The following is a 14532-nucleotide window of genomic DNA, read 5'->3' as shown; positions in this document are numbered from 1 at the left end:
TCAGGCCACCTCGACGAGATCGGGCGCGCCCATGTCGCGCAACGGGTTGAGCCGGGCCGTGCCGATCTTCTCCCGCAGTACGGGATCGGTGACACCGAGGCCCTCCTCGGGCGCGAGGCAGAGCACGCCGACCTTCCCGGTGTGCCTGTTCGTCTGGACCAGCCGCGCGGCCTCGCCCACTTCCCTCAGCGGGAACACCTCGGAGAGAACCGGGGAGAGATGCCCCAGCCGGAAGAGCCGGTTGCACTCCGCCTGCTCCTGGAGATTCGCCGCGTGACTGCCCACGACGCGCTTGAGGTTCATCCAGAGGTACCGGTTGTCGAAATGGTGGTCGTAGCCCGTGCTCGACCCGCAGGTGACGACCACCCCGCCCTTGCGCACGACGAACACCGAGATCCCGAACGTCGCCCGCCCGACGTAGTCGAACACGACATGCGGGTCCTCGCCGACCTGCCGCCGGATCTCCCGCCCGAGCCGCTTGCCGAGCTCGATCGTCCGCTCCGGGGTGAGCGCGTCGTCCCCTGCCATGCCGATCTCGTTGCGGTTGATCACCACGTCACATCCGAGCCGGCGCAGCACGTCGGCCTTGCGCCCGGAGCTGACCACGCCGACGGCGATACCGCCCGCGTTCTTCACCATCTGCACCGCGAACGCGCCGAGTCCGCCCGTCGCACCCCAGATGAGCACGATGTCGCCCTGCTTGATCCGGGCGCCGTTGTCACCGACCAGCATCCGGTACGAAGTCGCCGCGGTCAGCAGCACACCCGCCGACTCCTCCCAGGTCAGATGTGCCGGCTTGGGCAGCAGCTGGCTCGCGCGCACCACCGAGTAGTGGGCGAGCCCGCCGAAGTTCGTCTCGTAACCCCAGATCCGCTGTCCCGAGCCGAGCATCGCGTCGGCGTGCGTCGCCGGTTCCTGCTCGTCGACCTGGACACAGCTGGCGACCACGTGGTCGCCCGCCTTCCAGTGCCGTACCCCGGCCCCGACCCGTACGACGACGCCGGCCGCGTCCGACCCCACCACCTGATGCGGCAGATCGTGCCGGGCGGCGTACCCGCCCTGGCGGGCAGAGCGCTTGAGGAACTCGAACGTGGGCACCGGCTCGAACGTCGCCGACCACACCGTGTTGTAGTTGATGGAGCTCGCCATGACGGCGACGACCACCTCGTCCGGAGCTATGTCCGGCATCGGAACCCGCCCGACGTGCAGCGACTTACGGACGTCCTTGTCCGCCACGCCGTCGAACATGCCGACGTCCGAGGCGAGCAGATGCGCGGCCTCGTACTCCGCGGGAAGTTCGTGTCGCCCGATCTCCTGCGGGCCGGCCCCGGACAGCAGGGCCTCTGTCAAAGAATCCATGATTCCCTTTCTCCTTTGCAGTGCCTGGCTGGACCCGGGACCCGCTGGTCGGAGTGCGGCTGAGCGGCGGACGGCGCTCAGAGAACCGCGCCCTCCTTGGTGCGCCTGCGCAGACTCGGCCTGCTGGACCGGCCGAGGTCCTTCCACATGTCCGACAGGCCGATGACGGTGCGCGCCGCGAACAGACGGCGGATGGAGACCTCCTGCTTCAGCTCCGCGCGGATCAGGCCGACCAGCCGGATGGCCCGCAGGGAGTTGCCGCCGAGGTCGAAGAAGTCCTCGTCGATGCCGACCCGGTCCAGTTCGAGGACCTCGGCGAAGGAGGCGGCGAGGATCCGCTCGGTGTCGTTGCGCGGCGCCCGGTACGTCCCGTCGTCGAACCGGGGCTCCGGCAGGGCCGCCCGGTCCACCCTCCCGTTCGCGGTCACCGGCAGGCGTTCCAGCACGGTGAACACCGACGGCACCATGGACTCCGGCAGCAACCCGGCAGCGAACCGGCGCAGTTCGTCACCCGAGACGGTCCGGCCGCCCACCGGGACGACATAGGCCACCAGGCGCTGCTGCCCGGCGCTGTCCTGCCTGACGGCCACGGCCGACTGGGCCAGCCCGGTGTACTCGGACAGCACCTCCTCGACCTCGGCCAGTTCGACGCGGACACCGCGCACATCGGTCTGGCCGTCGGCCCGGGCCACGTACTCCAGCCGGCCGTCGGTGCCCCATCGCACCCGGTCCCCGGTCCGGTACATGAGCCCGCCGGCCGGGCCGAACGGGCAGGGCACGAAGCGCTCCGCGCTCGGTCCGGGGCGCCCGAGGTATCCGCGCGCCACGCCGGCACCGGCCACGTACAGCTCTCCGGTCACGCCGACGGGGACCGGTGCCAGACCGGGGCCCAGCACGTAGAGGGCGGTGTTGTCCATCGGGCGGCCGACCGTGCCCGCGTGGCGCACCGGCTCGTCCTTGGCCAGCCGGTGGCATGCGGCGAACCCGGTCGTCTCGGTGGGACCGTGGCCGTTGACGATCGTCAGCTCGGGGCAGGCCGCCCGGACCCGGCGCAGCGCGGCCGCGGGCACGCGATCGCCGCCGGTCCACACCTCACGCAGCCCGGCGAGGGACTCGGGGCGCTGTGCCGCGATCGCCGAGAACAGGGCCGCGGGCAGCCACACCGTGGAGATCTCGTGCGCCGCGCGCACCTCGGCCGGCGTGTCGATGCCGAGTTCCCCGGGGGGAGCCACGACGACCCGGCCGCCGTTGAGCAGGGGCAGCCAGACTTCGAGGGCGAGGGCGTCGGAGGTGTGCGGCGCGTGCCACAGCACGGTGCCGCGGCCGGTGTCCTTCCCCTGCCGGTCCAGGACGAGCCGCGCCATGTTCCGGTGCGTCACCCCGACCGCGGTGGCCGCGCCGGTCGTTCCGGAGTCGTACAGCACGGCCAGCAGGTTGTCCGGACGCGCCGCGGCGTCGCTGTCGTGGCCGCCGCCGGCGGTGTCCGACGCGAGGTCGTCGAACAGCATCGCCGGCATGTCCAGGCCACAGGAGAGTGCTTCGGCGTTCGCCGCTTCGGTGAGCAGGGCGCGCGCCGAGGAGTCGCCGACGACCGCCCTGATCCGCTCCGCCGGGAGCGCCGGGTCGACCGGCAGGTAGGCTCCGCCCGCCTTCACCACGCCCAGCAGGGCGACGGCCAGGTCCACCGAGCGGGGCATCGCCACCGCGACGACCGTCTCGGGTCCGACCTGGCGCCGGCGCAGCGCCGCGGCCAGGCGGCCCGACCGCTCGTCCAGCTCCCGGTACGACACCGTGACGTCGCCGGCCACGAGCGCGGCGGCGTCGGGGTCCCGCTCCACCTGCCGGGCGAACAACTGACTGACCGTCAGATCCGGGACGGGCGCTTCCGTGCCGTTCGGCGCCGTCAGCACCTGGTCCCGCCCGGCGCCGCTCACCACGTCGAGCGCGCCGACCGGCCGCTCGCCGGCGGCCACCACGGCGCGTATGTACGCGATCAGCTCCTCGCCGATGAAGCGGAGCTCCGCACGGTGGTAAAGGCTCGCGGGGGAGTCGAGCCGGATGAACAGGTCGCTGTCGGGGCTGCCGTCGGAGTAGACGCCGATCGACAGTTCCTCGAAGGTCCCGGTCGTCGCGCCGGAGTAGCGCGCCGGGCTGTCGCCGAAGTGGAGCTGCTCCGCGAACTCGACGACGTTCATGACGGCGCCGTAACTGCCGCGGCCGCTCAGGACGGTTCCGCTCGCGCGCTGGATCTCCGAGTAGTGGCAGGCGGTGTGCCCGGAGATCTCGTACATCTCGTCGTCCAGCGCCTCGGCGATCTCGCCGAAGGTCGCGCCGAGCGGGACCCGCACCCGCACCGGCACCACGTTCACCGCCAGGCCGGGCGTCCTGCGCGCCACACCGACCCGGTTGCCCACGGCCAGCGACAGGACGAACTCCGGGCGGTCGCAGCGGTGCCGGAAGAACACCGACGCGGCCGCGGTCAGCATCGTGGACATCCAGACGCCCATGGACTTCGCGGTGGCGGTCCACACGTCCGCCTCGGCGCGCGGAACGGTCAGCGTCCGGCTCACCATGCCGATGGTCTCGGCCACCTCCGACCAGCGGTCGGCGCTGCTCAGCGGCTCGGAGAGCGCGGAGCGCATCGATTCGGATAGGGCGACGCGCGGAATCTGCGCGGGCGCCGGCGCGTCCTTCAGGTAGTCGCGCCAGAACTCCGTGTCCTCGGTGAACTTCGGGGAGGCGAGGTACTCCGTGGCCTCGGCCGCGAACGACCCGGTGTCCCAGGGGTGCGGCAGCTCCGGCACCGGCTCACCCCGCTTCAGCGCCGTGTACACCTCCGCGAGGCGCCGCGACAGCAGGCCGCCCGCGCCGAACCCGTCGGATATGAGGTGGTGGTAGGCGATCACGAGGAGGGAGCGGTTCGCCGCGAGTCTGACCACCCCCAGCCGGAACAGCAGGTCCGACCCCAGGTCGAACGGCTCGCGCACCAGGTCGGCCAGTGCTTCGCGCGCCGCCTGCTCGGGATCCGCCTCGGCGCCGAGGTCGAGGAAGAAGGGCCGCCAGTCCCCCAGTTCGCGGGGTACGAGGCGCAGTCCGCCGGCGTCGTCGACGAAGTTGACGCGGAGTACTTCCGCCTCGCCCATCACGTGCAGGAAAGCGGATTCCATGACCGCCGAATCCAGCTCACCGTCCACGTCCCACATGGTCAGCGCATGGTTCGGCGTGTCGGGAGCCATTTCCTGCGCCCGCCACATGCCTTTATGCGCAGACGACGCACCGAACGAACGCACAGAGATCAACCCCTCAGAAAAAACAGGTCCAGGAAACGGGGGATGGAATTCGCAGATCACCCCCACCTTCACAGAAGGTGATTCAGCCGGTCAATACAACTCGGCATCGGCGGGACAAGCCGCTGCCGGGCTCACGCTTGTCCCGCCGGCGGGACAAGCGTGAGCCCACCGCTAGCACCTGGCCAGCGAGGACGTGATGTGCTCGGCGACCAGTCGCGAGGTCGGGAACTTCAGTACCAGGTTCGCCCGCAGCTTGAGTCCGGTCGACGCGGTCAGGCGCTTGCTCAGGTCCGACGACAGCAGCGAGTCGAATCCGAAGACCATGAACTCCCGGTCGGGGTCGATGGAGTCGAGGGAGGGGTGTCCGAGCACGACGGCGACCTTCTCGCGGACGTGGTCGAGAACGAGTGCCTCCGCGTCGTCGGCGGAGAGGGCGGAGATCCTGTCCGGCAGGGGGACGAGGCGCTCGTCGTCGGAGGGGGGCTCCGTCGCGGGCACTTCCGCCGCCACCACCGTGTGCGTGGAGGTCAGCCAGTACCGCTGCCGCTGGAACGCGTACGTCGGCAGGTCCACCCGCCGGCGCGTCCCGAACAGGGCGTCCCAGTCCACGGACCCGCCCCGGACGTGCAGTGCGGCCAGCGAGCCGAGCACGGCCTCCACCTCGCCCCTGCCCCGCCGCGAGGACGACAGGACCAGGGCGTCGTCCACGTCCTCGACGATCTCCTGCACCGGGACGGTCAGCACGGGGTGCGGGCTCATCTCGATGAACACCCGGAATCCGTCCTCGGCCAGGCGCCGTACGCCGGTTTCGAAGAGGACTTTCTCCCGCAGGTTGTTGTACCAGTAATCGGAGTCCAGCTGCGCGGTGTCGATGATTTCGCCGTACAGGGTCGAGTAGAAGGGCAGCTCCGACGATTTCGGACGCACGTCGGAGAGCGCGTCCAGCACCTGCTCCCGGACCCGGGCCACCTGGTGCGAATGGGAGGCGTATTCGACCTTTATCCGCCGGGCCTGGGAGCCTTCGGCCTTCATCTTCTCGACGAATTCGTCGATCGCGTCCGGTTCCCCGGACACCACCACGGAGCGGGGTCCGTTGACCACCGCGACGCTCACCCGGTCGCTCCACGGAGCGAGACGTTCCGCCACGACGTCCGCGGACTCCGCGACCGATGCCATCGTGCCGTGGCCGATCAGTTCCACCAGGGCCTTGCTGCGCAGCGCCACGGTCTTGGCGGCATCCCTCAGCGACAGCGCGCCGCAGACGTGGGCGGCGGCTATCTCGCCCTGGCTGTGGCCCACCACCGCGGCCGGTTCCACGCCCCAGGACCGCCACAGGGCAGCCAGGGACACCATCACCGAGAACAGCGCCGGCTGCACCACGTCCACCCGGTCCAGGGTCGGTGCCCCCGCCGCGCCGCGCACCACGTCGAGCAGCGACCAGTCGACCCACTCGGCCAGTGCGTCCGCGCACGCGTCGAGGCTCTGCGCGAAGACCGGGAAGGCGTCGTACAGTTCCCGGCCCATGCCGACCCACTGCGAGCCCTGCCCGGGGAACACGAAGGCGACGCCACCGAGGTTCCCGGCGGCGGCGCGCACCACCGAGGCGGACTCCGCGCCGTCGCTCAACGCCGCGAGGCCGCCCAGCAGTTCGTCCCGGCCGCGGCCCAGCACCACCGCGCGGTGCTCGAACCGCGACCGGCCGGCCACCAGCGACCAGCCGGCAGCGGCGAGGTCCAGGTCCGCGTCGGCGGCGAGGAGGTCGCGCAGTTTGCCGGCCTGCTGCTCCAGAGCCTTCGCGCTCTTGCCCGACACCACCCACGGCACCAGGCCGCCGACGACGCCCGCGCCCGTCCCGCCCTCGTCCGTCCGCTCCGTCTGCTCCTGCGGCGGGGCCTCCTCCAGGATCACGTGCGCGTTGGTTCCGCTGACCCCGAACGACGACACCCCGGCCCGCCGGGGGCCGTCCGTCCGGGGCCACTCGCGCCCCTCCGTCAGCAGTTCCACCGCGCCCGAGGACCAGTCCACGTGGTGCGAGGGCGCGTCCACGTGCAGGGTCTTCGGCAGGTAGCCGTGGCGCAGGGCCATCACGGCCTTGATGATCCCGCCGACGCCGGCGGCGGCCTGGGCGTGGCCCACGTTCGACTTCAGGGAACCCAGCCAGAGCGGCCTGCCCTCGGCCCGGTCCCTGCCGTAGGTCGCCAGCAGCGCGTCCGCCTCGATGGGGTCGCCCAGGGACGTGCCGGTGCCATGGGCCTCGACCAGGTCCACGTCACGGGCCGCGACCCCCGCGTTCGCCAGTGCCCTCAGGATCACCTTCTCCTGGGCGCGGCCATTGGGGGCGGTCAGCCCGTTGCTGGCCCCGTCCTGGTTCACCGCGCTGCCGCGCACGACGGCCAGCACCGGGTGACCGTTGCGCCGGGCGTCGGACAGCCGTTCGAGGAGCAGCACGCCCACCCCCTCGGCCCAGCCGGTCCCGTCGGCCGCGTCCGCGAAGGCCTTGCACCGGCCGTCGGCCGACAGCGCCTCCTGCCGGGAGAACTCCACGAACATCGCGGGCGTCGCCATCACCAGCGCCCCGCCCGCCAGCGCGAGCGAGCACTCCCCCGAACGCAGCGACTGCGCCGCCATGTGCAGAGCCACCAGCGACGACGAGCACGCGGTGTCCACCGACACCGACGGCCCGGTCAGCCCCATCTCGTACGACACCCGGCCGGACGCGACGCTCAGCGCGCTGCCGTACAGGAAGTAGCCCTCCAGCTCCTTCTGGCCGCCCTCCAGGAAGCGCCAGCCGTACTCGGACGAGCTGATCCCGGAGAAGACGCCGACCTCGCAGCCGCGTACGTCGGCGGGGACGATGCCGGCCCGCTCGAAGACCTCCCAGGACGTCTCCAGCAGCAGGCGGTGGTGCGGGTCGACGGCCAGCGCCTCACGCGGGCTGAGCCGGAAGAAGTCCGCGTCGAAACCGGCCGCGTCGGTCAGGAACCCGCCCTGACGGGTGTACGCCTTGCCCGCGGCGGCGGGATCCGGGTCGTACACGTCCCGCCAACCGCGGTCCTGCGGGAAGTCGCCGACGACGTCCCGGCCTTCGCGGACCACGTCCCACAGGTCCTCGGGCGTCTCGACGCCCCCCGGGTAGCGGCAGGCCATGGCCACCACGGCGATCGGCTCGCCGCGGCCGGCCTTCAGGGCGTCGTTCTCCTGCCGGAGGCGGTCGCGCTCCTCCAGCAGCGTGCGGAGCGCCCGCTGGACCCGGTCCGCGCCGTCCGCCGTGCGTTCCGCGGAGTCGGTCATGTCACTTACCTCTTCTCATCCAGAGCCAGGTCGACCAGTGCTTCCAGGTCCAGGTCCGACAGGTCGTCCGCACCGGTGTCCGCGTCCGCCTGCCCGTCGCCGTCCGGCTCGGGCGGGTTGGCGCACGCGAGGACCAGTTCCAGGACGCCCGCGCCGCGCAGGCTGTCGATCGGGACGGTCCGCAGCACCTCGCGGATCCGTGCGTCCTCGGCGTCCTCTGCGTCCTCGGCCGAGCCCGTGTCCTGTGCCGGACGCAGCAGGTCGCGGATGTGCTCGCTCAGTTCGCGTGGCGTCGGGTAGCTGAAGACGATGGTGGACGGCAGCCGCAGCCCGGTCGCGGCGTTCAGGCGGTTGCAGAGTTCGACCGCGGTCAGCGAGTCGAATCCGAACCGGGCGAACGCCTCGTCGACGTCGACACCCGCGCCGGACGTGTGTCCGAGCACGACGGCGACCTGCTCGCGGACCCAGTCCAGGAGGGCCGCCCGCGCCTCGTCCGCCGGCAGGCCGGCCAGCCTGGCGGGCAGTGCGGCCGAGCCGGCGTCCTTGGCGGTGGCCGCCCTGGTGCGGCGCGGGCGGCCGCCCTCGACGAGTCCGCGCAGGAGCGGCGGCACCTCGTCGCCGCGCCTGTCGCGCAGCGCTGCGACGTCCACCCGGGCCGGGACGAGGACCGGCTTGTCGCTCGCGCACGCCGCGTCGAACAGGGCCAGGGCCTCGGGGGTCGGCATCGCGGCGATGCCCATCCGGCGCAGCCGGGAGAGATCGGCCTGGTCCAGCTCCCCGGTCATGCCGCTGCTCTCCTCCCACCAGCCCCAGCACAGCGAGGTGCCGGGCAGGCCGGCGGCCCTGCGCTGCGCCGCCAGACCGTCGAGGAAGGCGTTCGCCGCGGCGTAGTTGGCCTGCCCTCCGTTGCCGAGCGTGCCGGCGAGGGCGGAGAACTGGACGAACGCCGACAGGGTGCGGTCCCGGGTCAGCTCGTGCAGGGTGACCGCGCCGCCCACCTTGGCGCGCAGCACGTCGTCGACGCTCTGCGCGGTCAGCGACTCGAGGGTGCCGTCCGCGAGGACGCCCGCCGCGTGCACGACCGCGGTCAGCGGGTACCGGCCGGGCAGGTCCGCGAGCAGGTCCGCCACGGCGGCCCGGTCCGCGACATCGCACGCCACGACCCGTACCGCGGCGCCCGCGCCCTGGAGGTCCGCGACCAGCTCGGACACCCCGGCGGCCGCCGTTCCGCTCCGGCTCGCCAGCAGCAGACTCCGTACGCCGCGTTCGGCGACGAGGTGCCGTGCCACGAGCGAGCCCACGCCCCCGGTGCCGCCGGTGACCAGCACGGTGCCGCCGCCGAAGCCGTCGCCCACCTCAAGGACCAGCTTGCCGATGTGCCGGCCCTGGCTCATCTCCCGGAACGTCCGGCGGGCGTCGCGGATGTCGCGCAGGGAGATCGGGTTCAGCTCCACCCGCCCGTCGCCGAACAGCTCCATGACGGCCCGGAACATCTCGTGGATCGCGTCCGGGCCCGCCTCGTAGAGGTCGAACGCCTCGTAGTCGACTCCGGGGTGGTCGGCCGCCACCTGCCGGGGGTCGCGGATGTCCGTCTTGCCCATCTCGACGAAGCGTCCGCCGTCGGGAAGCAGCCTCAGCGAGGCGTCCACGAACGTCCCGGCGAGGGAGTTCAGTACGACGTCCACACCGCGGCCGCCCGAGGTGCGCAGGAACTTCTCGGCGAACTCCAGGTCCCGCGACGACGCCAGGTGCGCGTCGTCCAGTCCCAGGGCCCGCAGCACGGGCCACTTGGCCGGGCTCGCGGTGGCGTAGATCTCGGCACCGACGTGCCGGGCGAGTTGGACGGCGGCCATGCCGACGCCGCCTGCCGCGGCGTGGATGAGGATCCGCTGTCCCTTCTTGAGGCCCGCCACGCGGAGGAGGCCGTAGTAGGCGGTGAGGAAGGTGCACGGCACGGACGCCGCCTCGGCGTGGCTCCACCCGTCGGGGACCGGCACGAGCATGCGGTGGTCCGCCACGGCCGTGCGGCCGAAGGCGCCGCTGAAGACGCCGGTCACCCGGTCACCGGGCGCCAGCCGGGTCACGTCGTCCGCCACCTCGACGACGACTCCGGAGCCCTCGCTGCCGAGCCCGGCGTCGATGGCCGTACGCTCCACCAGCCCCAACGCGATCGTGACGTCACGGAAGTTGAGCCCGGCCGCCTGCACGGCGATGCGGACCTGACCACTGGTCAGGGGCGCCTCCACCTCGGGGCACGGGACCCAGGTCAGGTTCTCCAGCGTCCCCTTGCTCGGGATGCCGAGACGGTACGCTCCGGCCGCCGGCGGCTCGATCCGGTGGTCCTCGGGTGCGGCCGCGGCCAGGCGGGGGGCGAGGCACAGGCCGTCGCGCAGCGCCAGTTGGTCCTCGTCGAGGGCGAACACGTCCGGGACGCGTGCCCAGGACGCATCCGCGTCGTCGATGTCCACCAGCCGGAACCTGCCGGGGTGCTCGGTCCTGGCGGACCGGATCAGCCCCCACACGGACGCGCCGGGAAGGCTCTCGACGCGCTCGCCCGCACCGGTGTCGAGGGCCAGGCGGGTGAGCACCACCAGCGTGGACCCGGCGAGGGCCGTCTCGGTGAGGAACCGCTGAGCCCACTCCAGGACACGCTTGTCCGTGTCGCCGACCGCGGTGAGCGGATCGGGGGCCTCGGCGACGAAGTCGTCCAGGCACAGGACGAGGTGGCGGGGTGCCTCACCCGAGAGGACCTCGTCCAGGGACGCGTGGCACACGGCACCGTCATCGCCCGCGCCCGTGAGGCGGGCGGCCAGGCCGTCCTGCGCGCCGAGGACGCCCCACGTCCCGCGGTGGGTGCCCGGCTCGGCCTCCTCGACCGCTCGCCACTTCAGCTCGTACAGCGACTGCTCCTGCCCGCCGCGCGCCGAGCGCACCTGCTGGGCACTGGCCGGCCGGAACGTCAGCGCCCCGATGTGCGCGATCTTCCCGCCGTGTTCGTCGGCGACCGCCACGGACACGACGCCCTCGCCGGCCGGGGAGAGGCGGACCTTCACGGTCGCGCCGCCCTGCCCGGCCAGGTCCACGCCGGACCACGAGAAGGGCATCCAGCCCTGCTCGCCCGTCACCTCGATGACACCGCCGACCACCACCGCGTGCAGGACGGTGTCCATCAGTGCGGGGTGCAGCAGGAAGTCGCCCGCGGCCGGGCCCTCGGTGTCCGGCAGGGTGGCGAGGGCGAAGAGGTCGTCGCCCTGCCGCCAGACCTCGCGCAGTCCGCGGAACGTCGGGCCGTAGTCGAAACCGGCGTCCGCGAAGTCGTCGTAGAGACGGTCGATGTCGAGCTGCCGGGCCCCGGCCGGCGGCCATACGGCGAGCGCCCGCGTGTCGTCCGCCCGGGTGGCGGCCGGCGCGGTGCCCGGTGCGAGGTTTCCCCTCGCGTGCCGGGTCCAGCCGCCCGCCGCCGGGCCGTCCTCGCCGGGGCGCGAGTAGACGTCCAGCGAGCGGCGGCCCGTCTCGTCCGCCGCGCCGACGACGATCCGTACCTGCACGGCGCCCGCGTCGGGGAGGATCAGCGGGACTTCCAGGGTGAGTTCCTCGACCGCGCCGCACCCGACGTGGTCGCTCACCGACAGCGCCAGGTCCAGGTAGGCCGTCGCCGGTACGACGACCGCGCCGAACACGGCGTGATCGCCCAGCCAGCCGTGGGTCCGCAGGGACCACAGACCGGTGAAGACCACCTCGTCGGTGCCGGGGTGCTCCACCACGGCGCCGAGCAGCGGGTGCTCGGGCGCCGCCAGACCTGCGGAGGCGACGTCCGTCGACCGCGTCCCGGCCCGGAGGTCCAGCCAGTACCGCTGCCGCTGGAACGCGTACGTCGGCAGGTCCACCCGCCGGCGCGTCCCGAACAGGGCGTCCCAGTCCACGGACCGGCCACGGACGTGGAGTTCGGCCAGCGCGCCGAGCAGCGCCCGGTCCGCCTCACGGTCCTTCCGGGACGCCGACAGGACCACCGCGTCGTCCACGCCCTCGGCGGCGAAGGCCTCCTTGGTGATGCCGGCGAGCGTCGCTCCCGGCCCCACTTCGAGGAACACGGCCGCACCGGCCGCACGGGCGCACACCACCGCGTCGTAGAAGCGCACGGGCTCGCGGACGTGGTCCACCCAGTACTCGACGGACGTCAGCTCCTGGAGGGTGGCCTCGCGGCCCAGCCGGGTCGAGACGATCGGGATCGACATCTCGCCCGTGGGGAACGCGTCGAGCTCTCCCGCGAACGCGTCGAGGATCGGGTCCATGAGCGGGGAGTGGAAGGCGTGGTCGACGGCGAGCAGCTTCGCCGAGGTGCCGGCGGCGACGAGCCGGTCGCGGAGCGCGTGGACCTGGTCGCGCAGGCCCGAGACGACGACCGACTCCGGGCCGTTGACGGCGGCGACGCCGACGCGGTCGTACTCGGCGAGCAGCGCGCTCACCTCGGCTTCCGAGGCGCGCACGGCCAGCATGGCGCCGGGTTCGGTGACCGACCGCATGGTCCGCCCGCGCGCGGCCACGAGCCGGGTGGCGGTGTCCAGGTCGAAGACTCCGGACACGTGGGCCGCGGCGATCTCGCCGACGGAGTGGCCGATCAGCCGGTCCGGCCGCGGGCAGTACCGCGCCAGCAGCCGGTACAGGCTGACCTGGAGGCTGAACAGCGCCGGCTGGGCGATGTCGGTGCGCTCGCTCTCCGCGGGTTCGTCGGCGAGCAGCAGCGGCTTGAGCGCGAAGGGGAGGTGCGCGTCGAAGCGTGCGCAGATCTCGTCGAGGCTCTGCGCGAAGACCGGGAAGGTGTCGTACAACTGCCGTGCCACACCGGCCCATCGAGCGCCCTGGCCCGGGAACATGAAGACGGTCGCGCCCGGTTCCCCGACGGTGCCGCGGACCACCGCGGCGGACTCCTCGCCCTCGCTCAGTGCCGCCAGCGCGCTCAGCAGTTCGTCCCGGTTCTGCCCGAGGACCACCGCCCGGTGCTCGAATCGCGTACGGCTCGTCGCCAGCGACCAGCCGGTGTCGGCGAGGTCCAGGTCCGCGTCGGCGGCGACGAAGTCGCGCAGTCTGCCGGCCTGTTGCTCCAGGGCCTTCGCGCTCTTGCCCGACACCACCCACGGCACCGGACCGACAATGCCGTCCGCCGCCGGACCGTGCTCGTCCGCCGGCTCCGTCTGCTCCTGCGGCGGGGCCTCCTCCAGGATCACGTGCGCGTTGGTGCCGCTGACCCCGAAGGCGGACACGCCCGCCCGGCGGGGCCGGTCCTCCGGCGTGGTCCACTCGCGGGCCTCGGTCAGCAGTTCCACCGCCCCGGCCGACCAGTCCACGTGCGTCGAGGGACGGTCGACGTGCAGCGTCCTCGGCAGCACACCGTGCCGCATCGCCATGACCATCTTGATGATGCCGCCGACCCCCGCGGCCGCCTGTGTGTGGCCGGTGTTCGACTTCAACGACCCGAGCCACAGCGGGTTTTCGGGGTCCTTCTCGTGCCCGTAGGTGGCCAGCAGGGCACCTGCCTCGATGGGGTCGCCCAGCGTCGTGCCGGTGCCGTGCGCCTCCACCGCGTCCACGTCGCCCGCCTGCAGCCGGGCGTTCGCCAGCGCCGCCCGGATGACCCGCTGCTGAGCCGGTCCGCTCGGCGCGGTCAGGCCGTTGGACGCCCCGTCCTGGTTGATCGCCGAACCGCGGATCACCGCCCAGATCCGGCGCCCGTTGCGCCGGGCGTCCGACAGCCGCTCGAGAACCAGCACGCCGACGCCCTCGGAGAAACCGGTGCCGTCCGCCGCGTCCGCGAACGCCCTGCACCGGCCGTCCGCCGACAGGCCGCGCTGCCGCGACATCTCCCGGAACACCTGCGGCATCCCCACCACGGTGACGCCACCGGCCAGGGCGAGACCGCACTCGCCCTGCCGCAGCGACTGCACCGCCTGGTGCACCGCCACCAGCGACGACGAGCACGCGGTCTCGGTCGACACCGCCGGACCCTCCAGACCGAGCGCGTACGCCACGCGCCCGGACGCCACGCTCAGCAGGGAACCGATCTGCGCGTAGCCCGCGATGGCCTCGGGGGTGGCGAAGTGGTTGCCGTATCCGAAGTACGCGAGGCCGGCGAACACGCCGGTGTCGGTGCCGCGCAGGGTCTCCGGGTCGATCCCGGCCCGTTCCACGGACTCCCACGAGGTCTCCAGGAGCAGCCGCTGCTGCGGGTCGGCGGACAGCGCCTCGCGCGGGCTGATCCCGAAGAAGTCGGCGTCGAAGTCGCCGGCGTCGTACAGGAATCCGCCCTTGCGCGTGTAGCAGGTGCCGGGCTGGTCCGGGTCCGGGTCGTACGGCAGGTCCCAGTTGCGGTCCTCGGGGAAGTCCGACACGGCGTCCCCGCCCGACCGCACCAGCTCCCACAGGTCCTCGGGGGACGCCACCCCGCCCGGGTAGCGGCAGGCGGCACCCACGATCGCGATGGGCTCGGCGGCGGCGTCCGTCAGCTCCTGCAGGCGCTTGCGCGTCTCGATCAGCTCGATCGACGTCCGCTTGAGGTAGTCGAGAACCTCGGCGTTGTTGTCCTGTGTCATCGCTT

At 72.8% G+C, this 14532-nt stretch carries 4 protein-coding genes; all 4 read right to left on the bottom strand.

The features are described from left to right. Positions 1–1359: a crotonyl-CoA carboxylase/reductase gene (ccrA, locus tag BIV25_RS36190; RefSeq protein WP_071376765.1), complete on the bottom strand. Its 1359-nt coding sequence runs from the start codon at positions 1357–1359 to the stop codon at positions 1–3. Positions 1360–1436: 77 nt separating this feature from the next. Further along, a complete protein-coding gene (locus BIV25_RS36185) occupies positions 1437–4649 on the bottom strand; it encodes an amino acid adenylation domain-containing protein (RefSeq protein ID WP_305729339.1) in 3213 nt (1070 codons plus the stop codon). A 171-nt stretch (positions 4650–4820) separates the two neighbouring features. Next, the gene (locus BIV25_RS36180; protein WP_071376763.1) at positions 4821–7940 is read right to left on the bottom strand and encodes a type I polyketide synthase; all 3120 of its coding nucleotides are present in this window, start codon (positions 7938–7940) and stop codon (positions 4821–4823) included. 5 nt (positions 7941–7945) lie between these two features. Then, positions 7946–14527 (bottom strand): type I polyketide synthase, encoded by a 6582-nt coding sequence (locus tag BIV25_RS36175; RefSeq protein ID WP_071376762.1) that lies wholly within the window; start codon positions 14525–14527, stop codon positions 7946–7948. Positions 14528–14532 lie beyond the last annotated feature (5 nt).

Origin of the sequence: Streptomyces sp. MUSC 14 (genome assembly GCF_001866675.1) — a bacterium.
Classification (GTDB): Bacteria; Actinomycetota; Actinomycetes; order Streptomycetales; family Streptomycetaceae; genus Streptomyces.
The sequence above is the reverse complement of the archived record's forward strand: the minus strand, read 5'-3'. Positions and strand labels throughout refer to the sequence as shown.

Bases quoted from the DNA above. Each gene is read 5' to 3' on its own strand.
- ccrA (WP_071376765.1), bottom strand. From the start codon at position 1,359: ATGGATTCTTTGACAGAGGCCCTGCTGTCCGGGGCCGGCCCGCAGGAG.
- BIV25_RS36180 (WP_071376763.1), bottom strand. From the start codon at position 7,940: ATGACCGACTCCGCGGAACGCACGGCGGACGGCGCGGACCGGGTCCAG.
- BIV25_RS36175 (WP_071376762.1), bottom strand. From the start codon at position 14,527: ATGACACAGGACAACAACGCCGAGGTTCTCGACTACCTCAAGCGGACG.